The organism is Amycolatopsis sp. NPDC051371, from assembly GCF_040682155.1.
GTDB lineage: Bacteria > Actinomycetota > Actinomycetes > Mycobacteriales > Pseudonocardiaceae > Amycolatopsis.
The window spans coordinates 117,395-137,661 of sequence record NZ_JBFBAG010000018.1 but is presented as its reverse complement, the minus strand read 5'-3'; the positions used below and the strand labels follow the sequence as shown (position 1 = coordinate 137,661).

Genomic DNA, 20,267 nt, shown 5'->3' with positions numbered 1-20,267 from the left:
CATCGCACGGATGTTCGGGTAGCTTCGGATGTATGGCCTCAGCCGTCCGAACTCAGCAGCTTCTTGATCTCGCCGACCGCGGCACGCCCCGCGCGGTTCGCCCCGACCGTGCTCGCCGATGGCCCGTACCCCACGAGGTGCAGCCGCGGCTCACCCACTACGCGCGTGCCGTCCATCCGGATCCCGCCCCCGGGTCCGCGGACGTGCAGCGGCGCGAGGTGGTCGATCGCCGCGCGGAACCCCGTCGCCCAGAGGATGACGTCGGCGTCGAAGCGAGAGCCGTCCGCCCAGACGACCCCGTCGGGCGTGATGCGCTCGAACATCGGCCGCCGCTCGAGGATCCCGGCGGCGCGCGCGGCGCGCACTTCCGGCGTCACGGCGAGGTCGGTCACGCTCACGACGCTCTCCGGCGGCAGCCCGGCCCGCACCCGCTCGTCGACCTTCGCGACGGCGTCGCGTCCCCAGTTCTCACTGAACGGCTCGTCGCGCCACACGGGCGGGCGCCGTGTCACCCAGGCCGTCGCGCGGGCGAGCGGGGCGAACTCCATGAGTAGCTGAACGGCCGACGCCCCACCCCCGACCACGACGACCCGCCGGCCGCGGAACTCTTCGGGGCCGGTGTAGTCCGCCGTGTGCACTTGACGGCCGGCAAAGGTCTCCTGGCCCGGGTAGCGCGGCCAGAAGGGCCGGTCCCAGGTGCCGGTCGCGCTGATCACGGCCCGCGCGGCCCAGGACTCGGCCGGGCTCGAAACCACCAACCGTTCCCCCGCCCGCGTCACGGACTGGACGTCGACGGGCCTGAAAACCGGGAGGTCATAAACGCTCTCAAAGCGCGCGAAGTACTCCGAGACGACTTCGGACGCAGGACGCGTCACGTCCGGGCTGCCGAAGGCCATGCCGGGCAGGTCGTAGATGCCGTGCACCTTGCCGAGTACGAGGGACGGCCACCGGTACTGCCACGCACCCCCGGCTCGCTTCCCGTGATCGAGCACGACGAACCCCGACCGGTTGGCGAAGCCGGCCCGGCGCAGGTGATAGGCGGCCGACAGCCCGGCCTGCCCCGCGCCGATCACCACCACGTCGGTCTCGTGATCCGCACCGCTCATGTGGGTTTCAACGGCTGACCGCCAGGGGTATTTCGCGCCGTAGCTCACATGGCGCTGGGTCGCGCGCCGGGCGGTCGGTCAGCTCGGCCGGGACCTGGCGCGTCACGGCTTCTACGCGTCACCGAGCGCAGTCGGCGAAGCGATCGCGACCGGCCGGCTGGGCCACAACCGTCATCGTCCAGGCCAGCCGGACCCGTCCCGAGATCGCGGCCGACCATCACGACCACAGCCAGACACCCGACCTGCGCAGCCCCAGCGATTGCAACCAGCCAACCCGACCAAGCCCACACGGCAGCCCAACCGACCCCGGCCCGGCCCGGCGATTCCAACCAGCCATCCCACCGAGCCACGCCGCGGCCCGACCTCACCCAGCAGCAGCCACATTCCCGACCAAGCCACTCGAGCCGGCCGAGCACCACCACTCACACGGCAACGCGGTTCCGGCCGGCCTCCTTGGCGCGGTACAAAGCGGCGTCAGCCGAGCGGAGCACGTCGTCGAGCGTCGGCCCCGCTTCCGGGTGGCGCGCCACCCCGATCGACACCGACAGGCCGCTCACGCGGACCGTCCCGCTGCCGGTCGAGATCACCACGTTCAGCTCCCCCACCGCCGCCCGCACGCGTTCGGCGATGCCGAGCACGTCGGCGCGGCCGATGTTCGGCAGCAGGACCACGAACTCCTCGCCGCCGAACCGGCCGGTCGTGTCGCCCTGGCGCACCGCCCCGGAGATCGCGACCGCGACCGCGGCCAGGACGTCGTCGCCGGTGAGGTGGCCGTACGTGTCGTTGATGCGCTTGAAGTGGTCGAGGTCGATCATCAGCACCGCGAAGCCGCCGCCGGTGGAGCCGCGCCGCTGGGCGCGGGTGTGTTCGCGCACCGCGGAATCGTGCCAGCCGGCGGTGTTGAGCAGCCCCGTCTTCTCGTCGGTGACGGCCGCGACCTGCAGCTGCTGTTTCAGCAGTAGGTAGCGGTGCAACAGCAGCAACGGCGCGACGACGAACACCACCAGCACCGGCTGCTCGGCCAGCGCCAGTGCGGCGAGCCCGCCGAGGCAGAGGGTCGCGATCTCGAAAGCGTTGTCCTCCCAGGTGCCGATCAGGTCGGCCGCCGAGCGCTGGCTCGTGTAGAGGTAGATGCCGGCCGCGACCAGGCCGATGTTCACCAGCTCGAACACCGCCGCGGCCAGGCAGAGCGCGAACAGCCCGCGCGCCGTCTGCAACGGCGTCCCGTGCAGCCCCGACACCGCGAGAACCGACGATGCGGCGAAGCACGAGAGCATCGCCCACGCCGTGCTGGCGACGAAGCGGTGCGCGGGCCGCGTGCGGACCTGACGCCACACGCGCATCCACAGGTGCGCGTAGAGCACGACGGCCAGCAACGCCACCCAGGCCGGCGGCAGCAGGACGACGCCGGCGAGGTACCAGACCGACGTGACGTTGATGTGGGTCTGCCCGCTCATCCACCGCCGCAGCCGTTCGATGCGGCGCGACATCTCGGCCTGGGCGACACCGAGCGCGACCAGCACCGCGAACCAGACCGGCCGCACGGACCCGCCGAACCCGGTGACCAGCGCGGCCCCGGTCGCCACGACGGCGACCAGCTCACAGCCGAGCGCGTAGGTGATCCAGCGGGCTTTCGCCCCGGTCCACATCTCCCATCGCGCGGGCCAGCCCGGCCAGGCGGAAAGCGCTTCCCGGCGCACGGCGGCCTGGGCTCTCAAGAGCCGAAGCCACGGAAGTGACGGACCGGCATCGTGACGTACCCCTTGCGCGAAGTTCGGCCGACCAGGTAGCCCAGCGTAGCCGTTCCGGCGACGCGCGTCGCCAGTCCGGGCGAATTGCGAGCAACGCACCCGCCCGAAGACCCGCGCAGAGTAGATCTGCCCAGCTCACGGGCTCACGACCGGATCATCGCCTAGGAAAAGCGATCTTGAGAACGCCGAAGCGGAAATCCCCACTCGCAAGATCCCGAACGCGAAGAGACCGGCAACCAACTCCCGTTCGCGGCGATCAACCACCAGACCCGAGCGGCCCTCGCCACCCGCGCGACAACACCCGACCCACCCCAAAGGGGCAGGCCCAACGTCAACCCGCTACTTCCGCAGTGCCCGGATGATCGCCACCAACCCCACGACCGCCGCGATCCCCAGCACCACCGGCGCCAGCCGCTTCAGCACCGACTGCCCCGCGTAGTCGAGCAAATCGATCGCTTCCGTCTCCGGGGCCGCCGGGACGCTGCGCAGCGGCGGGCGGTCCGACGAGGCCGTCGCCGGCTTCGGGTCCGTGTTGATCTCCGCCGTCGTCGGGGCGGGCTTCACCGCGGGAGCCGGCTTGGCCACCGGCTCGGGCGTCGCGACCGGCTCGGGCGTCGGCGCTGCTGCCACGGGGGCCGGGGCCGGCTCCGCCGATGGCGCCAGCTTGCCCGACAGGCACCCCGCGAACGTGTCGAGGATCTTGCCGCCCACCTCGCTGATCAGGCCGCGGCCGAACTGGGCCGGCTTGCCCGTGATCGACAGGTCCGTCGCCACCGTGCCGTGCGTTCCGCCGTCGGCCTCCGTCAGCGTCAGGGTCACCGTCGCCGCCGCCGTGCCCGATCCGCGGGAGTCCTTGCCCGATGCCTTGATCGTGACCTTGTGTGCGGTGTCGTCCTTTTCCAGGAACTCGCCGTTACCCTTGTACAGCAGGGAAATCGGCCCGAGCTTGACCTTCACCGTCCCGCTGAACTTGTCCCCTTCGACCTTCGTCAGCGTGGCGCCCGGCATGCACGGGGCGACGCGCTCGGGGTCGACGACCGCCTGCCAGACCTCGCCGATCGGAGCCGGGACGGTGAATTCGTGGTCGAGCCGCACGGGCCGACCTCCTCTCTGCCAGACCTGAGGTGTCCGGTGCCCACCCTAGCCGCCGCCGGAGCGGCGGCCAGGGGGACGAACTCCGAACGTCAGGCGCCGGCCGCCGCCGCGATGGCCCGGCCCGTCAGGACCTGGGCCAGGTGACGGCGGTATTCGACGTCGGCGTTGCTGTCGACCGGCGGATTCGTGCCCTCCGCCGCGTGCGAAGCCGCCGCGGCGATCGAGTCGGCCGAGGCCTGGGCCCCGACCAGCGCCGCTTCGACACCCGAGGCGCGCACCGGGGTCGAGCCCATGTTCGTCAGCGCGACACGAGCCTCCTCGATCACGCCCGCTTCGGTACGGACGGTGACCGCGACCGCGACCATCGACCACGCCTGGGCGACCCGGTTGAACTTCTCGTAGTGCGCCCGCCACCCGGTGTGCTTGGGCACGCGGATCTCGACCAGCAGCTCATCCGCGGCCAGGGCCGTGGTGAACAGGTCCTGGAAGAACTCCGCGGCCGGCACCGTCCGGCGTCCCGAAGGCCCGGCCAGCACCAGCGACGCGTCCAGCGCGAGCACCGGCGCCAGCAGGTCCCCGGCCGGGTCGGCGTGGGCGATCGCGCCGCCCAGCGTGCCCCGGTGGCGGATCTGCGGGTCGGCGACCGTGTCGGTCGCCTCCTTGAGCAGCGCCGCGTGCTCGGCGACCAGCGCGTCCCGCTGGACGTCGTAGTGCGTGGTCATCGCGCCGATCACCAGGTCGCCGCCGTCCTCGCGCACGCCGCGCAGCTCCGCGACGCGCCCGAGGTCGACCAGCGTCGTCGGCGCCGCCAGCCGCATTCGCAGCACCGGCAGCAGGCTCTGCCCGCCCGCGATGACCTTGGCGTCCTCGCCCGCCGACGCCAGCGCCTGCACCGCTTCATCCACTGTGGACGGGCGGACGTAGTCGAAGGAAGCCGGGATCACTGCGCACCTCCGGTGGCGTCGAGGGAACCGAGGCCGCCGCCGGCTTCGTCGCGGCCGGGGCCGCCGGCGTCGGTGGTGCCGTGCCGCATGGCGTGCCACACCCGCATCGGCGTCAACGGCATCTCGATGTCGTTCACACCGAACTGCCGCACGGCGTCGATCACCGCGTTGACCACCGCCGGGGTGGACGCGATCGTGCCCGCTTCGCCGACGCCCTTGGCGCCGAGCGGGTTCGTCGTCGACGGCGTCTCCGTGCGATCGGTGGTGAACGAGGGCAGGTCGACCGCCGACGGCAGCAGGTAGTCGGCGAACGTGCCGGTGGTGAGCGTGCCGCTGTCGTCGTGCTCGGTGCCTTCGAACAGCGCCTGCGCGATGCCCTGCGCGAGCCCGCCGTGCACCTGTCCCTCGACGATCAGCGGGTTCACCGCGACCCCGACGTCGTCGACGCAGACGTACGAGCGCAGCTTGATCCGCCCGGTCTCGGTGTCCACCTCGGCGGCGCACAGGTGCGTGCCGTGCGGGTACGAGAAGTTCTCCGGGTCGAACGTCGCGTCCGAGTCGAGCGACGGCTCGACGCCGTCCGGCAGGTTGTGCGCCGCGAACACCGCGAGCGCGACGTCCCCGATACCGGTCGACGTGTCCGTGCCCTTGACCGTGAACTTGCCGTTCGCGAACTCGAGGTCGTCCTCGGCGCATTCGAGCAGGTGCGCCGCGATCGGCTTGGCCTTCGCGACGACCTTCTCCGCCGCCTTGACGACCGCGATCCCGCCGACGACCAGCGACCGCGAGCCGTAGGTGTCCATGCCCTTGTGCGACGACTGCGTGTCACCGTGGATGATCTCGACGTCTTCGAACGCGACACCCAGCTGGTCGGCGACGATCTGGCTCCACGCCGTCTCGTGCCCCTGGCCGTGCGCCGACGCGCCGGTGATGACCTCGACCTTGCCGGTGGGCAGCATCCGGATCGCCGCGTGCTCCCAGCCGCCGGCACCGTAGTCCAGCGAGCCGAGCACCCGCGACGGCGCGAGCCCGCACATCTCGGTGAACGTCGAGATGCCGATGCCGAGCTGCACCTTGTCCTTCGACGCCCGGCGCTTCTCCTGTTCGGCGCGCAAGCCGTCGTAGTCGAAGAGCTGCTTGGCCTTTTCGGTGGCGGCTTCGTAGTTACCGGAGTCGTAGGTCAGCCCGGCCACCGTGGTGTACGGGAACTCCTCGTGCTTGATCCAGTTCTTCTCGCGCAGCTCCATCGGGTCCATGCCGAGCTCGACGGCGAGCTCGTCCATGATCCGCTCGATCGCGAACGTCGCCTCCGGCCGGCCGGCGCCGCGGTACGCGTCGGTCAGCGTCGTCGTCGTGTACACGTTCGTGCACGCGAAGTGGTACGCCGGGATCTTGTAGATCGCGTTGAACATGAACGCGCCGAGGATCGGCACGCCGGTGCCGACCAGGCCGTTGTACGCGCCGAGGTTGGCGAGCAGCTCGACCTTGAGACCGGTCACCTGCCCGTCCCGGGTCGAGGAGATGGTGATGTCCTGGATCTGGTCGCGGCCGTGGTGGGCGGCGAGCATGGTCTCGGACCGCGTCTCGTTCCACTTGACCGGTTTGCCGAGCTTCTGCGCGACCAGCAGCGACATCATCTCTTCCGGCAGGACGCCGATCTTGCCGCCGAAGCCGCCGCCGACGTCCGGGGCGATCACGCGCAGCTTGTGCTCGGGGATGCCGAGCGTCAGCGCCGACATCACGCGCAGGATGTGCGGGACCTGCGTGGCCGACCACATGGTGATCTGCGTGCCCGTCGGGTCGACGACGCACGCGCGCGGCTCCATGAACGCCGGGATCAGCCGCTGCTGCCGGAAGCGCCGCTTGACGACGACCTCCGCCCCGCTGATCGCGTCCTCGACGTTGCCGCCGGTGCCGGCCTCGCCGGAGTCGAACTTCCAGACGGCGCTGGTGTTGCTGCCCTGGTCCTCGTGGACCAGCGGGGCACCCTCGGCGATCGCGGCTTCCATGTCGAGGATGACCGGGAGCTCGTCGTACTCGACGTCGATCTCCTCGAGCGCGTCGTGCGCTTCAGCGGACGACCGCGCGACGACGACCGCGACGCCTTCACCGGCGAAGTTGACCTGGTCGGCGGCGAGCACCGGACGGCGCGGCGCCTTCATGTCCGGCGTGATCGGCCACGCGCAGGGCATGCCGATCGAGCTGTCCGGGTCGAGGTCCTTCGCGGTGTAGACGGCGACGACGCCGGACGCGCCCTTCGCCGCCGACGTGTCGATCGAGACGATCTTGGCGTGCGCGAACGGGCTGCGCAGGATCGCCATGTGCAGCAGTCCCGGCAGCGTGATGTTGTCGGTCCAGCGGGTGCGGCCGGTGATCAGCCGCTCGTCTTCCTTGCGGCGCCGGGACTTTCCGACTTCCGGTTCGATCGTGGCGGTCATCAGTCACCACCCACGCCGGCGTGCTTGGTCTCGGCGATGCGCTCGGCTTCGGGGCCGGCGCCGGGGCTCATGTTCTGCGCGGCGTCGCGGACCGCGCGGACGATGTTCTGGTAGCCGGTGCAGCGGCAGAGGTTGCCTTCCAGCCCTTCGCGGACGGCCTGTTCGTCCGGATCCGGGTTGTCGGCCAGCAGGTCGATCGACTGCATGATCATGCCGGGTGTGCAGAACCCGCACTGCAGCGCGTGGTTGTCGTGGAAAGCTTTCTGCACGGGGTGCAGCTGCCCGTCGCGGGCGAGGCCTTCGATGGTGGTGACCTCACAGCCGTCGGCCTGCACGGCGAGCACCGAGCAGGATTTCACGCTGTGCCCGTCCAGGTGGACGGTGCAGGCGCCGCAGTTGCTGGTGTCGCAGCCGACGACGGTGCCGACCTTGCCCAGCTTCTCTCGCAGGTGGTGCACGAGCAGGGTGCGGGGCTCGACTTCGTCGGTGTACTTCGTCCCGTCGACAGTGACGGTGATGCGCATCAGGCCTCCAAAAGCCGGTTCGGGAACGGCCTGCCCGACCGTGATCGGGCTCACAGACTCCCGAGCGTGCTACGCGACCTTCGCGCGGACAAGTCCTGATGTCACACGTTCAACTACCCGTTCCGCGGATACGCCGGAATTCACGGGCTAACCCCGTATGTGCGGAAGTCCGGATGGGTGAACTTTTGTAGGCCACCCAGACCAGTAACAACCGGGGCTCCGCCCCGGGCCGGGGGCTCCGCCACCCGGACCCGAAAGCAGCAGTCAGCCGTGGATGCGCCCAGTCAGTTCCGCGAGACGTTTTCCGCCGCCGCCCCACCGCAACGCGATGATTTCCGCGGCGATCGAAACGGCCGTCTCTTCGGGGGTGCGCGCGCCCAGGTCGAGACCGATCGGCGACGACAGCCTGTCCAGCTCAGGCTCGGTGATCCCGGCTTCGCGCAGGCGGGCGAAGCGGTCGTCGTGCGTCTTGCGGGAGCCCATCGCGCCGACGTAGCCGACGTCCAGGCGCAGCGCGACCTCCAGCAGCGGCACGTCGAACTTCGGGTCGTGGGTCAGCACCGCGATGGCCGTGCGCTGGTCGATGCGGCCGGCCGCGGCCTCCGCCTCCAGGTAGCGGTGCGGCCAGTCGACGACGACGTCGTGCGCGTCCGGGAAGCGGCTGCTGGTGGCGAACACCGGCCGTGCGTCGCAGACCGTGACCTGGTAGCCGAGGTAGGCGCCCATGCGCGCCATCGCGGCGGCGAAGTCGATCGCGCCGAACACGAGCAGCCGGGGCGGCGGCTCGAAGGAGTTGACGAACACCGCCATGCCCTCGCCGCGGCGCTGCCCGTCCGGGCCGTAGTGCAGGGTGCCGGTGCGGCCGCTGGCCAGCAGGCCGCGCGCGTCGTCGGCGACGGCGTCGTCCATCCGCGACGACCCCAGCGAGCCCGCGGTCCGGTCCGGCCAGACGATCATGTGCTCGCCGACGAGGCCTTCGCGTTCGTGCTCGATGACGGTGACGACGGCGACGGGCTCGCCGCTGCGCACCGACGCGACGACGTCACCGAGCTCCGGCATCGACGCGCGGTCGACGTGCTCGACGTAGATGTCGATGATCCCGCCGCAGGTCAGGCCGACCGCGAACGCGTCGTCGTCGGTGACGCCGTAGCGCTGCAGCACCGGCTTGCGCTCGCTGACGACCTCCTGCGCGAGCTCGTAGACGGCGCCTTCGACGCAGCCGCCGGACACGCTGCCGGCGACGGTGCCGTCCGGGGCCACGACCATCGCGGCGCCGGGCGCGCGGGGCGCCGACGAGAAGGTGGCGACCACGGTGCCGAGCCCCACGGTTTCCCCGTCGGACCAGCGGCGGAACACGTCGTCCAGTACGTCACGCATCGGAAATCTCCCCGAGCAGTCGTTCCAAAGTGGCCAGGGTGTGCCCGGCCAGCAGCCGGTCGATGTGGGGCAAAGCGGCCACGATGCCCGACTGGACCGGAGCGTACCCCGCACGGCCGGCGTGCGGATTCACCCAGAATACGGCGTGCGCGAGCCGGCGCAGGCGGGCGAGCTGCTCGCCGAGCAGGCCGGTGTCGCCGCGCTCCCAGCCGTCGGAGAAGACGGTGACCACGGCGCGGCGGGCGACGCCGCGCTGGCCCCAGCGGTCGAGGAAGGCCTGCAGCGTCTCGCCGAGGCGGGTCCCGCCGGCGAAGTCCGGCACCGCCGAACCCGCCGCGAGCATCGCGCGTTCGGGGTCGCGCTGACGCAGCTGGCGCGAGACCCGGGTCAGCCGCGTGCCGAGGGTGAAGACCTCGACGGACTGGGGTGCCGACCGCGTCAGGACGTGCGCGAACCGGAGCAGGGCGTCGGCGTACGGGCTCATCGACCCCGAGACGTCGATGAGCAGCACCACCCGGCGCGGCCTGCTCCCCCGCCGGACGTACGCGAGTTTCACGGGCTCACCGCCGCTGGCGAGCATGGCGCGCAGGGTCCGCGAGGGATCGAGCCGTCCTCGGTGCGACGGCGTCTTCCGCGCGGCGGGGCGTTTCGGGGGTTTGGGCTTCAGCGTGGCCAGCAGTTCGCGGAGGTGTTCGCGTTCGGCGGTGGTCAGCGCGGCGAGGTCGCGGTGGCGCAGGACTTCCTGCGCGCTCGCGGCGACTTTCAGCTGATCAGGGCCGTCGCCGCCCTCGGCGTCGGAGCCCGCGGAGTCGATGAGCGGCGCGATCCGGGCCTGCTTCGGCGCCGCGGCCTTCGCGCGCTGCGGGGTGCTGGTTTCGATCGAGAACCACTGGCTGAAAGCTTCTTCGTAGCACGGGAGGTCGTCGGGACTGGCGCACAAGGTGAGGCGGCCCGCCCAGTAGAGCTGGGTGGGTTCGGCGACATCGATCTCGCTGACGGCGGCCAGGTAGGCCTGCACCCGCCGCGCATCGCAGGCGACGCCGGCCTCGCGCAGGGCGGCGGCGAACCCGGCGTACCCGGCGACGGGATCGGCGGCGGTGGTCATGACTCCATTGTGCGCTCGCCGGGTCCGGAGGGGTGGACGAGCGCCCGGCCGGGATGGGTTCGGCGCGGCTGGGCGTGCGGTTGGCTGGGCGATGTCGCGGTGTCCCGGCGAGGAGTCGAACCTCGGACCTCGGCGTTCGTAGCGCCGCGCTCTGTCCTGCTGAGCTACCGGGACGAGGGCGGTCTGCGCGCACGCCCCTCCCCGGGCAGGCGCAGACCGCGCTCTTCGCGGCAGCCGACCCGAGGTAGCGAGGGGTGGGCGCGAAGAGCCTTCAGGAAGATTCAGCGAACGGCGCGGGAGATCGCGCCGCATCGGTGTTGCCGGACTTCGGTCACGATCTCCTCCTCTCGGCGGTGTTGCCTGCTGTGCTGGAAAAAGCATGACGGAACCCGCACACGTGGTCAACACAATTAACTATGGTCCTTTGTGGACTGTCAGGCGAACAGCGCGTCGAGTTTCGCGCGGACCCGGTCGAGGTCTTCGCTGTACTTCAGGACGGCGCCGAGGGTCCGCGCCGCCGATGCCGCGTCCAGCTCGTCGCGATGCAGCGCCTGCAAAGCCCGGGCCCAGTCGAGTGATTCCGCCACCCCCGGCGGCTTCAGCAGATCCATCTCGCGGAGACGGTGCACCGCTTCCGCGACCTGCCGGGCCAGCAGTTCGCCGATGTCGGGAATCCGCCGGCGCAGGATGGTGACCTCGCGCGCCAGGTCCGGGTGTTCGAGCCAGTGGTAGAGGCAGCGGCGCTTGAGGGCGTCGTGCACTTCGCGGGTCCGGTTCGAGGTGAGCACCACGAGCGGCGGCTCCGCGGCGCGGACTTCGCCGTATTCGGGGATGGTCACGGCGTGCTCGTCGAGCAACTGGAGGAGGAAGGCTTCGAACTCGTCGTCGGCGCGGTCGATCTCGTCGACCAGCAGCACGCACGGCGAGGTGATCAGGGCCTGCAGCAGCGGGCGCGCGAGGAGGAAGCGTTCGGTGTAGAGCGAGCGCTCGGCGGTCTCGACGTCGACCCGCCCGTCCCCGGCGGCTTCGAGGGCGCGCAGGTGCAGGAGCTGGCGGGGGAAGTCCCACTCGTAGAGCGCCTGGGCGGCGTCGATGCCCTCGTGGCACTGGAGCCGGACGAGCGGCCGGTCGAGCGCGGTGGCCAGCGCGAGGGCGAGCGAGGTCTTGCCGGTGCCGGGTTCGCCTTCGCAGAACAGCGGACGGCCCATGCGGAGGGCGAGGAACCCGGCGGTGGCGAGGCCGTCATCGGCGAGATAGCCGGTCACGTCCAGCGCGGCGGCGAGTTCTTCAGGCGAGTCGGTCACGCTGTCGATCGTAGGCGGCGCGGCGGCTGTGCGCGGGTTTCGTCGCTCAGGGGCGGTGGCCGAGTTCTCCGCGGGACCGCTCGCGTGCCTGAAGGGTCGGCTGGTGACGCGGGGCGGATTGCGGTGGGTTGTCAGGAGGATGCGCTGGGGAGGTCGGCGCGGTGGTCGACGTCGCGGCCGCTGCCGAGGTCGCCGCACTCGATGAGTCTGAGGTCGGGGCGGCCGGCCAGCCAGTCTCGGGCGCCGCGGTCGCCTTGGGCGGTTTCGGCGATTTCGGCCCACCAGTGGCGGCCGAGGAGGACGGGGTGGCCGGGGACGCCGTCGTAGGCCGCGCGGGCGACGGTTTCGGTGGTCGCGCCGGCGGCGATCCGGGCGAGGATGTCGGCGCCCACCCACGGCAGGTCGACGAGGTGCACCAGCGCAGCGACGGGCCCGGGCTCGTCGGAAAGGGCGGCCAGGCCGGCCTTGAGGGACGCGCCCATGCCGGTCTCCCAGCCCTCGGCCCGCACGGCTTGGGCCGGATCGGGTAGGAGCGCGCCGACCTCGTCTGCGGCGGCGCCGAGAACGACTCGGACGGGGTGGCAGCCGGCCGCGGTCAGCGTGGCGAGTGCGCGCAGGACGAGGGGTTGGCCGTCGAGTTCGGCGAGGGCCTTCGGCCCGCCGAAGCGACGGCCGGCCCCGGCGGCGAGGAGGAGGCCGGCAACCGGGCCGGGGGTGGGTGCTGTCATGCGGACCGCCCCGCACGGGGTGCGGCTGAGCCGGCCGGCTCGGCAAAGAGTGCCCCGGAAGGCCGCCCGGCGGCGGGTGCTGTCGGGCGGGGCGATCCGGCGTCGGGGGTCGGTGGGGGTTCGTCAGCCATGGGCTCGGCCGGGAGCGCCGATTGCCAGGTCGGCTTCTATGGACCTGGCCGTCTCCAGCAGGGGTGGTACCAGATCCTTCGTCACCGACTCCGCCGTTGTGCGGCTTGCGTGCGTCGACAGGTTCACCGCTGCCACCACCCGGCCCGTGCGGTCGTGGATCGGGGCCGCCACTGAGCGGAGGCCTTCCTCCAGCTCCTGGTCGACCATGGCCCAGCCCTGGCCGGTCACCTTGGCCAGTTCCGTCCGGAGGCCGGCCGGGGCCGTGACCGTGCGGTCCGTGAGGCGGTCGAGCTTCGCCACCACGAAGTACGCCTCCAGCTCCGCCTTGCTCAGGCCGGCCAGGAGAACGTGACCCATCGATGTCGCGTACGCCGGGAAGCGGGTTCCCACGTTGATGCTCACCGTCATGATGCGCGAGACCGCCACCCGCGCCACGTAGACGATGTCCGTCCCTTCCAGGACCGACACCGAACTGGACTCGTGCACTCCTGCCGACAGGTGCTCCAGGTGGGGCTGGGCCACCTCCGGGAGCGTCATGCTCGACAGGTACGAGTAGCCCAGCTCCAGGACGCGGGCCGTCAACGAGAAGTACTTGCCGTCCGTGCGGACGTAACCGAGGTCGGTCAAGGTCAGCAGAAAACGTCGGGCCGCGGCGCGGGTCAGGCCCGTCGCGCGGGCGACGTCGCTCAGGGTCAGCTCGGCCGCGTCCGCGTGGAAGGCCTTGATCACCGCCAGCCCGCGCTCCAGCGATTGGACGTGGTGGGCGCCGCGGTGGGCCGGCTCGCTGTCGAGCTCGGCTTCGATGGGCCTCCCCGTGTCCATGCCCGGCACCTTATCCGGCGTCGGCCGGCAGGGCGCTCGGCTCGCCGAGCTCGGCCAGGGTGCGCTGGGCGATGGCGAACGCCGCGTTCGCCGCCGGGGCTCCCGCGTAGACCGCCGTGTGCAACAGGACCTCGCCGATCTCCGCCGCCGTGAGGCCGTTGCGGACCGCGGCCCGGACGTGCATCGCCAGCTCGTTGTGCGCCTGCAGCGCGGTCAGCGCCGCGAGCGTGACGCAGCTGCGCGTCCGGCGGTCGAGGCCGTCGCGTGCCCAGACCGAGCCCCACGCTCCTTCGGTGATGTAGTCCTGGAACGGGCGGCTGAAGTCCGTCGTGCCCGCGACAGCGCGGTCGACGTGCTCGTCGCCGAGCACCTCGCGCCGGACCTTCATGCCCTGCTCGTGACGGTCTCCGGTCACGTCTTTCGGTGTCACAGCGCCTCCAAGTGCTCGAGGATCAGCCTCGTGAATTCTTCGGGCTGTTCGTAGTTGCCCAGGTGCGCGGCGTCCGGCACGACCTCCAGCCGCGCGCCCGGGATGCCCGCCGCGATCAGGTCGGCGTGGCCCTCCGGCGGGGTGGCCGGGTCGTCGGCGCCTGCGATGACCAGGGTGGGCGCGGTGATCTTCGGCAGCACGTCGAGCAGGTCCATCCGCTCGATCGCGCCGCAGCAGGCCGCGTAGCCCTCGGCCGGGACGGCGGCGATCATCGAGCGCAGGAACGCGGCGCGGTCCGGGTGCCGCTGCGCGTAGCCCGGCGTCAGCCAGCGGGCGACGCCGGCGGCGGCCACCGCGCCGGTGCCTTCCGCGCGGACCGTGCGGGCGCGGTCGGCCCACATTTCCGGCGGGCCGAACTTCGCGGACGTGCAGCAGAGCACCAGGCTCGCGATCCGGTCCGGCGCGTGGGCGCCGAGCCACATGCCCGTCATTCCGCCGAGCGACAGCCCCACGAGGTGCGCTTTCGCGACCTCGAGGTCATCGAGCAGAGCGAGGAAGTCGGAGCCGAAGTCCTCGAGGTCGTACGGCCCCGGCGGCACCGGCGAAGCGCCGTGCCCGCGCGTGTCGTAACGCACCACCCGGAAGCCTCGCTCCAGCAGCGGCACGACCTGAGGCTCCCACATCCGGAGGTCGCTGCCGAGCGATCCGCCGAACACCACCACCGGACCGTCTTCGGGCCCTTCGACGACCCGGTGCAGCCGGACGGCACCCACGCCGTCACCTCCGTTCGCGTTCGTCATACCCGGAAGAACACCGTCTCGCCGTCACCCTGCAGGCGCACGTCGAAGCGGTACCCGTCCTCGGTCTTCGCCGCGATCAAGGTGCCACGTCGCTCCTCCGGCACCGTCGCCAGCACCGCGTCTCCGGAGTTGTCCTGGTCCTCGAAGTAGATCCGCGTGACGCACCGGTTGAGCAACCCGCGCGCGAACACCGACACGTCGATGTGGCGGGCCTGCGGAGTGCCACCCTCACCGGGCACCACGCCAGGGAGCACGGTGAGGATCCCGTACGTGCCGTCGGGGGTGGTCGGGCAGCGGCCGAAGCCGCGGAAGTCGCCGGACGCCTCGCCGCGCGGGTCGTCGGGGTGGCGGAACCCGCCCTCCGGGTCGGCCTGCCACGTCTCGATCATCGCGTCCGGGACCGGGTCGCCGTTGCCGTCGCGGACGATGCCGCGGATCCAGAACGCGCCGGGCGTGCCCTCGGGCACGACGTGCGGGCCGTCGGGCCAGGGCAGCCCGATCGACAGGTACGGGCCGACGGTCTGCGAAGGGGTGGGAAGCAGCTTGGTCATTCGTCTTCGTCCTCTTCCTCTTCGAACACCGACGCGTCGCGCCCGCGAAGCACGATGTCGAACTGGAACCCCAGCGCCCACTCCGACTGCGTGATCTCGTGGTCGTAGCGCGAGACCATGCGCTGCCGGGCCTTCTCGTCCGGGATGGAGTTGAAGATCGGGTCCTGGGAGAAGAGCGGGTCGTCCGGGAAGTACATCTGGGTGACCAGCCGCTGCGTGAACGCCGAGCCGAACACCGAGAAGTGGATGTGCGCGGGGCGCCACGCGTTGTCGTGGTTCTTCCACGGGTACGCGCCCGGCTTGATGGTGGTGAAGGTGTAGCGGCCGTCGCTGTCGGTCAGAGCCCGCCCGACGCCGTCGAAGTTCGGGTCGAGCGGCGACGGCCAGCGGTCGCCGGTGTGGCGGTAGCGGCCACCCGCGTTCGCCTGCCAGATCTCGACGAGCGAGTCGCGCACCGGACGGCCTTCACCGTCGAGCAGCCGGCCGGTGACGATGATCCGCTGGCCCTGCGGCTCGCCCGCGTGCTGGCGCGTGAGGTCGTTGTCCAGCTCGCCGAGGCGACCGGGGCCGAGCAGCGGGCCGGTGACCTCGGTCAGCATCTGCGGAAGCAGCACCAGGTCCTGCTTGGGGTGCCGCAGCGCCGTGGAGCGGTAACCGGGGTAGCCGAGCGGCGGGTGCGTGCCCTCGGGGTCCTCGCCGTAGCGGGGCAGCCTGAATTCGGTCGGAGTAGCCACGTCTTCGTCTCCCTTACCGGCCTTCGAGGACGACGGCCAGGCCCTGGCCGACGCCGATGCAGATGGCGGCGAGGCCCCAGCCTCCGCCGCGGCGGTGCAGATCGTGCGCCAGGGTGCCCAGGATGCGGCCGCCGGACGCGCCGAGCGGGTGGCCGATCGCGATCGCGCCGCCGTGGGTGTTCACGATCTCCGGGTCGAGTTTCTTCCAGTCGCGCAGGCAGGCCAGCGACTGGGCGGCGAACGCTTCGTTGAGCTCGACCGCCGCCAGGTCGTCCCAGCCGATGCCGGCGCGCTCGAGGGCGATCTCCGCCGCGCGCACCGGGCCGATGCCGAAGACGTCCGGGTCGACGCCCGCCGCGCCCCGGCCGGCGATCCGGGCCAGCGGGGTCGCGCCGACGCGGCTCGCGCTCGCTTCGTCGCCGAGGAGGAGCGCCGACGCGCCGTCGTTCAGCGGGGAGGCGTTGCCCGCTGTGACGGTGCCGTTTTCCTTGCGGAAGGCCGGCTTCAGCTTGGCCAGCTTCTCGACGCTGGAGTCCGGGCGGATGCCCTCGTCGCGCGCCAGGTCCACGCCTTCGACGGGGACGACCATGTCGTCGTAAAAGCCTTCGTCCCACGCCTTCGCGGCGTTGACGTGGCTGCGGGCGGCGAAGGCGTCCTGCTCGTCGCGGCCGATGCCGTAACGCTCGGCGAGCTTTTCGGTGGACTCGCCGAGGGAGATCGTCCACTGCGACGGCATCTCCGGGTTGACCATGCGCCAGCCGAGCGCGGTGTTGTAGAGGGTCTGGTTGCCGGCGGGGAACGCCTTCTCCGGCTTCGGCATGACCAGCGGCGAGCGGGTCATGGACTCGACACCGCCGGCGACCACGAGCGACGCGTCGCCGACCTGGATCGCGCGGCTGGCCTGCATCACCGCGTCGAGGCCGGAGCCGCACAGGCGGTTGACGGTGTTCCCGGGGACGCTCGTGGGCCAGCCGGCCAGGAGGGCAGCCATGCGGGCGACGTTGCGGTTGTCCTCGCCCGCGCCGTTCGCGTCGCCGAGGGTCACCTCGTCCACTGTGGACGGGTCGAGGGCGGTGCGGGCCACGAGCGCCTTGAGCACGCCCGCGGCCAGGTCGTCCGGGCGGACGCCGGCCAGTGCGCCGCCGTAGCGGCCGAACGGGGTGCGGATCGCGTCGAGGACGTAGACGTCGGTCATGCGTTCGCCTTCCGGGGCGGCGGGGTGGTCGGGTGACAGCGTGCCATCGTCACGCCTTCTCCAGTTCTCGGAGGAGGGTCAGCTCCTGCTCGGTCGGGACGGGGGTGACCTTCAGGTCGTCCGCGACCTTCAGCCTCCACCCCGTCGCCTTGATCGCCTGGTCGAGCTCCACACCCGGATGCAGTTCGGTCAGCGTCAGCTCGGCGGTCTCCGGGTCGGGGCGCATCAGGCCGAGGTCGGTGACGACCAGCGTCGGGCCCTGGCCCGGGAGGCCGAGCTTCTCACGGTCGCCCTTGCCCGAGCCGTGGCCGAACGAGGTCACGAAGTCGACCTTTTCCACGAACGCGCGGGGGCTCTGGCGCAGCACGATGAACACCTCGCCGCACGACGCCGCGATCTCCGGCGCACCGCCCGCGCCCGGCAGGCGGACCTTCGGGTCGTGGTAGTCCGAGCCGATCACGGTCGTGTTGATGTTGCCGAACTTGTCCAGCTGGGCGGCGCCGAGGAAGCCGACGTCGATGCGGCCCGGCTGGAGCCAGTAGTTGAACACCTCCGGGACGCTGACCACCGCGTCGGCGGTGTCGGCCAGCTCGCCGTCGCCGATCGACAGCGGCAACCTCGACGGCTTCGCGCCCAGGCAGCCGGATTCGTAGATCAACGTGAGGTTCGGGGCGTGCGCGCGGCGGGCCAGGTTCGCCGCCTTGCTCGGGAGGCCGATGCCGACGAAGCAGGACATCCCGTCGCCGAGCGCGCGGGCCGCCGCGACGCTCATCATCTCGTCGGCGGTGTAGTCGGTGCTCATGCCTTCGCCTCCGCGGTCTTGCGGGCGTTGCCGGTGGTGGGGTGGATCGCGGTGCCGCGGACCCGGCCGGGAGCCGCCGCCCCGGGGAAGGAGGCGGCGACCGGCCCGGCGGGCGCGTACCGAGCGCGCGTCATGCCGTCACCCCGGTCAGCTCGTTCAGCCACTTCGTGAACTCCTCGCGGTCACGGCCGATCTCGTCCCAGGCCTGGTACGCCGAGTTGTCGCGTTCGTAGTACCCAGCCGCGTACGACGGCTTCGCGCCGCCCGGGACCTCGGCCACCGCCGTCACCACCCAGGCCGGGAGGATCACCGCGCCCACTCGGGGCTCCAGCTCGTCGACGATCTCCTCGACCGTGACGATCGAGCGCTTCGCGGCCAGCACGGCTTCCTTCTGGACGCCGGTGATGCCCCACATCTGGACGTTGCCCTGACGGTCGGCGCGCTGGGCGTGGACGATCGTGACGTCCGGATTCAGCGCCGGGACCGCGGTGAGCCGCTCGCCGGTGAACGGGCACGTGATCGGCTTGATCGTCTCGGTCTGCGCGGGCAGGTCCGTGCCCGTGTAGCCGCGCAGCACCGCGAACGGCAGGCCGGACGCGCCGGCGACGTACCGGTTCGCCATGCCGGCGTGGCTGTGCTCCTCGATCTCCAGCGGTACCGGCCAGTCGTGCTGGACGGCGTCGCGGAAGCGGTGCAGCGAGCCGACGCCGGGGTTGCCGCCCCAGGAGAAGATCAGCTTGCTCGCGCAGCCCGCGCCGATCAGCTGGTCGTACACGATGTCCGGGGTCATCCGCACCAGCGTGAGACCCCGCCGGCCCTGTCGGATGATCTCCTGTCCGGCCGCGACCGGGATGAGGTGCGTGAAGCCCTCGAGCGCGACGGTGTCGCCGTCGTGCACCAGCCGGCCGACGGCCTCCTCCAGTGACAGCAGCTCCGCCATCTCACTCTCCCGCATCCGTTCGCATCACGCACACTCGTTCTGCAACCGAACATAGCACGACGTCCGGGCCGCCGACCAGACGTCTTCCACCCAATGGATGACGCAGGCACGACGAAGGGGACTTTCCTCGCGCAACCAGCGAAGAAAGTCCCCTTCGAGAGAAACGTCAGCCGATCCGGATCAACCGCGAGCCGTGCGCCGGCACCGAAACCGCCGTCCACGAGCCTCGGAACCGCCCGAGGTCCTTGAGTGCGACGAGGTCACGCACCGACCGCGCCCCGGCGAAGTCCACGGTGATGTCAGCGGGCGTGGAACCCAGGTTGTAGACAGCCGCGTACGTCCGGCCGTCCGGCGCGCGCTTCGTCCAGACCTGGTGATCGCCGCCGGTCACCTGAGTCGGATAGGAACCGGCCTGGTCGACCGCGATGACCTCGGGGTTCGTCAGGATCGACACAGCGGAGGCGTCCAAGAAATAGATGTCTCCCCCGACGTACAGCGGCGACGACGCCATCGACCAGAACGTCATCACGCTCTGCCGCTCGACGTCGGAGATCCCGTCCTGGATGCCGGACCCGGTGTTGTTGCTGATCGGCATGGAGTCCAGGTCAGGCCGGTACTGCGGCCCGAACACGCCCTGCCAGCCGGGCAGGTCCGCCCACCGTGCCTTCACCGAGCTGTCCCACGTCGAAACCGTGTCGCAGTAGCACTCGACGTCGGTGTCGACGCGCACGCCGTTCGCGTAGGGGGCCAGAGAAGAACCGATGGACCGCGGCACCGGCCACGCGCTCGCCGTCAGCCACATCGGCCGCCGCGCGTGGTCGATCGCCGATGACCACGCCTTGATGTCGGCGACGTTGTCCGCGGTGGTCCCGTCGACCTTGATGAAGTCGACGCCCCAGGAAGCGAACTTGGCCACGATCGAGTCGTAGTACTTCTGCGCACAGGGGTTCGTGAAGTCGACCTTCCAGTTGCCGCCCCAGCCGTTGGAGGGCGTCAGCGGCTGGTACGCGATGTCCCGCGCGTGGCACGACGTCCCGAGGATGGGCGCGTTCTTGTCGTAGACCTCCTTTTCGAGCCCGGTCACGGCATACAGGCCGAGCTTCAGGCCGAGCCCGTGCACGTAGGAGGCCAAAGCGGGGATCCCGGACGGAAACCGACCCGGGTCCGGCGTCGGAATGCCATTGACGTCGGTGTGGAACACCCACGACAGGTCGGCGTTCCAGCCGGAGTCGATGTTGACGTAGGTGTACCCGGCGGACTTGAGCTTCGAAGCCATGGCCGAAGCGGCGTCGCGGACGTGCGACTCGTTGAGCCACGAAGTGCCGTAACCCGCGCGGGTCGACGACTCGAGGCTCCAGCTGCTCCAGCCCATGAACGGCTTGACGAACGACGTCCGCGCGTCGGCCACCGGCACCAGGAAAGCCGAAAGACCCAGGACAGCGAGAAATACGGAAAGGAGGCGCTTCACTGAACACTCCTCGATAGGGGG

The 20,267-nt window shown here is 71.2% G+C and carries 21 protein-coding genes and 1 tRNA gene; 1 reads left to right on the top strand and 21 read right to left on the bottom strand.

Annotation, left to right across the window (positions count from 1 at the left end; genetic code table 11):
- Positions 1-38: 38 nt before the first annotated feature.
- The 9 genes from AB0M59_RS22990 to AB0M59_RS22950 form a co-directional block, all read right to left on the bottom strand.
- A complete protein-coding gene (locus AB0M59_RS22990; RefSeq protein WP_364618027.1) occupies positions 39-1,106 on the bottom strand; it encodes an NAD(P)-binding domain-containing protein in 1,068 nt (355 codons plus the stop codon).
- Between the two features lie 422 nt (positions 1,107-1,528).
- Positions 1,529-2,824 carry a GGDEF domain-containing protein gene (locus AB0M59_RS22985; protein ID WP_364618025.1) on the bottom strand — a complete coding sequence of 432 codons (1,296 nt, stop codon included), beginning with the start codon at positions 2,822-2,824 and terminating at the stop codon, positions 1,529-1,531.
- A gap of 372 nt (positions 2,825-3,196) precedes the next feature.
- Complete coding sequence (locus AB0M59_RS22980) at positions 3,197-3,952, bottom strand: SRPBCC family protein (protein WP_364618023.1); 756 nt, start codon at positions 3,950-3,952, stop codon at positions 3,197-3,199.
- Positions 3,953-4,041: 89 nt separating this feature from the next.
- Positions 4,042-4,896, bottom strand: coding sequence for a xanthine dehydrogenase family protein subunit M (locus AB0M59_RS22975; RefSeq protein WP_364618021.1), 855 nt, complete (start codon positions 4,894-4,896; stop codon positions 4,042-4,044).
- Positions 4,893-7,334 carry a molybdopterin cofactor-binding domain-containing protein gene (locus tag AB0M59_RS22970; RefSeq protein WP_364618019.1) on the bottom strand — a complete coding sequence of 814 codons (2,442 nt, stop codon included), beginning with the start codon at positions 7,332-7,334 and terminating at the stop codon, positions 4,893-4,895. The genes AB0M59_RS22975 and AB0M59_RS22970 overlap by 4 nt, the downstream gene beginning before the upstream one ends.
- A complete protein-coding gene (locus tag AB0M59_RS22965; RefSeq protein WP_364375056.1) occupies positions 7,334-7,858 on the bottom strand; it encodes a (2Fe-2S)-binding protein in 525 nt (174 codons plus the stop codon). Before AB0M59_RS22965 ends, AB0M59_RS22970 begins: the two co-directional genes overlap by 1 nt.
- Positions 7,859-8,122: 264 nt before the next feature.
- On the bottom strand, positions 8,123-9,235 hold the full coding sequence (locus tag AB0M59_RS22960; RefSeq protein WP_364618017.1) for an XdhC/CoxI family protein: 1,113 nt from the start codon (positions 9,233-9,235) through the stop codon (positions 8,123-8,125).
- A complete protein-coding gene (locus tag AB0M59_RS22955; RefSeq protein ID WP_364618015.1) occupies positions 9,228-10,340 on the bottom strand; it encodes a VWA domain-containing protein in 1,113 nt (370 codons plus the stop codon). Before AB0M59_RS22955 ends, AB0M59_RS22960 begins: the two co-directional genes overlap by 8 nt.
- Before the next feature lie 100 nt (positions 10,341-10,440).
- Positions 10,441-10,514 (bottom strand) — tRNA-Arg (locus AB0M59_RS22950).
- An 80-nt stretch (positions 10,515-10,594) separates the two neighbouring features.
- Here AB0M59_RS22950 and AB0M59_RS22945 point away from each other — a divergent pair.
- Complete coding sequence (locus tag AB0M59_RS22945) at positions 10,595-10,723, top strand: hypothetical protein (protein WP_364618013.1); 129 nt, start codon at positions 10,595-10,597, stop codon at positions 10,721-10,723.
- Between the two features lie 51 nt (positions 10,724-10,774).
- Here AB0M59_RS22945 and AB0M59_RS22940 read toward each other — a convergent pair whose 3' ends face one another.
- The 12 genes from AB0M59_RS22940 to AB0M59_RS22885 form a co-directional block, all read right to left on the bottom strand.
- Positions 10,775-11,644 carry a MoxR family ATPase gene (locus AB0M59_RS22940; protein WP_364618011.1) on the bottom strand — a complete coding sequence of 290 codons (870 nt, stop codon included), beginning with the start codon at positions 11,642-11,644 and terminating at the stop codon, positions 10,775-10,777.
- A 131-nt stretch (positions 11,645-11,775) separates the two neighbouring features.
- On the bottom strand, positions 11,776-12,372 hold the full coding sequence (locus AB0M59_RS22935) for a nucleotidyltransferase family protein (RefSeq protein WP_364618010.1): 597 nt from the start codon (positions 12,370-12,372) through the stop codon (positions 11,776-11,778).
- Positions 12,373-12,495: 123 nt separating this feature from the next.
- Positions 12,496-13,326, bottom strand: a complete 831-nt coding sequence (locus AB0M59_RS22930; protein ID WP_364618008.1) for an IclR family transcriptional regulator C-terminal domain-containing protein — start codon at positions 13,324-13,326, stop codon at positions 12,496-12,498.
- A gap of 10 nt (positions 13,327-13,336) precedes the next feature.
- The gene (gene pcaC, locus AB0M59_RS22925; RefSeq protein ID WP_364618006.1) at positions 13,337-13,741 is read right to left on the bottom strand and encodes a 4-carboxymuconolactone decarboxylase; all 405 of its coding nucleotides are present in this window, start codon (positions 13,739-13,741) and stop codon (positions 13,337-13,339) included.
- 11 nt (positions 13,742-13,752) lie between these two features.
- The gene (pcaD, locus tag AB0M59_RS22920; protein ID WP_364618004.1) at positions 13,753-14,556 is read right to left on the bottom strand and encodes a 3-oxoadipate enol-lactonase; all 804 of its coding nucleotides are present in this window, start codon (positions 14,554-14,556) and stop codon (positions 13,753-13,755) included.
- Complete coding sequence (gene pcaG / locus AB0M59_RS22915; protein ID WP_364618002.1) at positions 14,553-15,107, bottom strand: protocatechuate 3,4-dioxygenase subunit alpha; 555 nt, start codon at positions 15,105-15,107, stop codon at positions 14,553-14,555. Before pcaG ends, pcaD begins: the two co-directional genes overlap by 4 nt.
- Positions 15,104-15,841: a protocatechuate 3,4-dioxygenase subunit beta gene (gene pcaH / locus AB0M59_RS22910; protein ID WP_155545231.1), complete on the bottom strand. Its 738-nt coding sequence runs from the start codon at positions 15,839-15,841 to the stop codon at positions 15,104-15,106. Before pcaH ends, pcaG begins: the two co-directional genes overlap by 4 nt.
- Positions 15,842-15,854: 13 nt before the next feature.
- Positions 15,855-17,036 (bottom strand): thiolase family protein, encoded by a 1,182-nt coding sequence (locus tag AB0M59_RS22905; RefSeq protein ID WP_364618000.1) that lies wholly within the window; start codon positions 17,034-17,036, stop codon positions 15,855-15,857.
- Between the two features lie 49 nt (positions 17,037-17,085).
- A complete protein-coding gene (locus tag AB0M59_RS22900; protein WP_364617998.1) occupies positions 17,086-17,838 on the bottom strand; it encodes a CoA-transferase subunit beta in 753 nt (250 codons plus the stop codon).
- Positions 17,835-17,972: a hypothetical protein gene (locus AB0M59_RS22895; RefSeq protein ID WP_364617996.1), complete on the bottom strand. Its 138-nt coding sequence runs from the start codon at positions 17,970-17,972 to the stop codon at positions 17,835-17,837. The genes AB0M59_RS22900 and AB0M59_RS22895 overlap by 4 nt, the downstream gene beginning before the upstream one ends.
- Complete coding sequence (locus tag AB0M59_RS22890; RefSeq protein WP_364617994.1) at positions 17,969-18,778, bottom strand: CoA-transferase; 810 nt, start codon at positions 18,776-18,778, stop codon at positions 17,969-17,971. Before AB0M59_RS22890 ends, AB0M59_RS22895 begins: the two co-directional genes overlap by 4 nt.
- Positions 18,779-18,944: 166 nt before the next feature.
- Positions 18,945-20,246, bottom strand: a complete 1,302-nt coding sequence (locus AB0M59_RS22885; protein ID WP_364617992.1) for a glycoside hydrolase family 27 protein — start codon at positions 20,244-20,246, stop codon at positions 18,945-18,947.
- Positions 20,247-20,267: the final 21 nt, after the last annotated feature.

Bases quoted from the DNA above. Each gene is read 5' to 3' on its own strand.
- AB0M59_RS22900 (WP_364617998.1), bottom strand. From the start codon at position 17,838: ATGAGCACCGACTACACCGCCGACGAGATGATGAGCGTCGCGGCGGCC.
- AB0M59_RS22935 (WP_364618010.1), bottom strand. From the start codon at position 12,372: ATGACAGCACCCACCCCCGGCCCGGTTGCCGGCCTCCTCCTCGCCGCC.
- AB0M59_RS22895 (WP_364617996.1), bottom strand. From the start codon at position 17,972: ATGACGCGCGCTCGGTACGCGCCCGCCGGGCCGGTCGCCGCCTCCTTC.
- AB0M59_RS22990 (WP_364618027.1), bottom strand. From the start codon at position 1,106: ATGAGCGGTGCGGATCACGAGACCGACGTGGTGGTGATCGGCGCGGGG.
- AB0M59_RS22970 (WP_364618019.1), bottom strand. From the start codon at position 7,334: ATGACCGCCACGATCGAACCGGAAGTCGGAAAGTCCCGGCGCCGCAAG.
- AB0M59_RS22955 (WP_364618015.1), bottom strand. From the start codon at position 10,340: ATGACCACCGCCGCCGATCCCGTCGCCGGGTACGCCGGGTTCGCCGCC.
- AB0M59_RS22960 (WP_364618017.1), bottom strand. From the start codon at position 9,235: ATGCGTGACGTACTGGACGACGTGTTCCGCCGCTGGTCCGACGGGGAA.
- pcaG (WP_364618002.1), bottom strand. From the start codon at position 15,107: ATGACCAAGCTGCTTCCCACCCCTTCGCAGACCGTCGGCCCGTACCTG.
- AB0M59_RS22905 (WP_364618000.1), bottom strand. From the start codon at position 17,036: ATGACCGACGTCTACGTCCTCGACGCGATCCGCACCCCGTTCGGCCGC.
- pcaD (WP_364618004.1), bottom strand. From the start codon at position 14,556: ATGACGAACGCGAACGGAGGTGACGGCGTGGGTGCCGTCCGGCTGCAC.
- AB0M59_RS22965 (WP_364375056.1), bottom strand. From the start codon at position 7,858: ATGCGCATCACCGTCACTGTCGACGGGACGAAGTACACCGACGAAGTC.
- AB0M59_RS22890 (WP_364617994.1), bottom strand. From the start codon at position 18,778: ATGGCGGAGCTGCTGTCACTGGAGGAGGCCGTCGGCCGGCTGGTGCAC.
- AB0M59_RS22930 (WP_364618008.1), bottom strand. From the start codon at position 13,326: ATGGACACGGGGAGGCCCATCGAAGCCGAGCTCGACAGCGAGCCGGCC.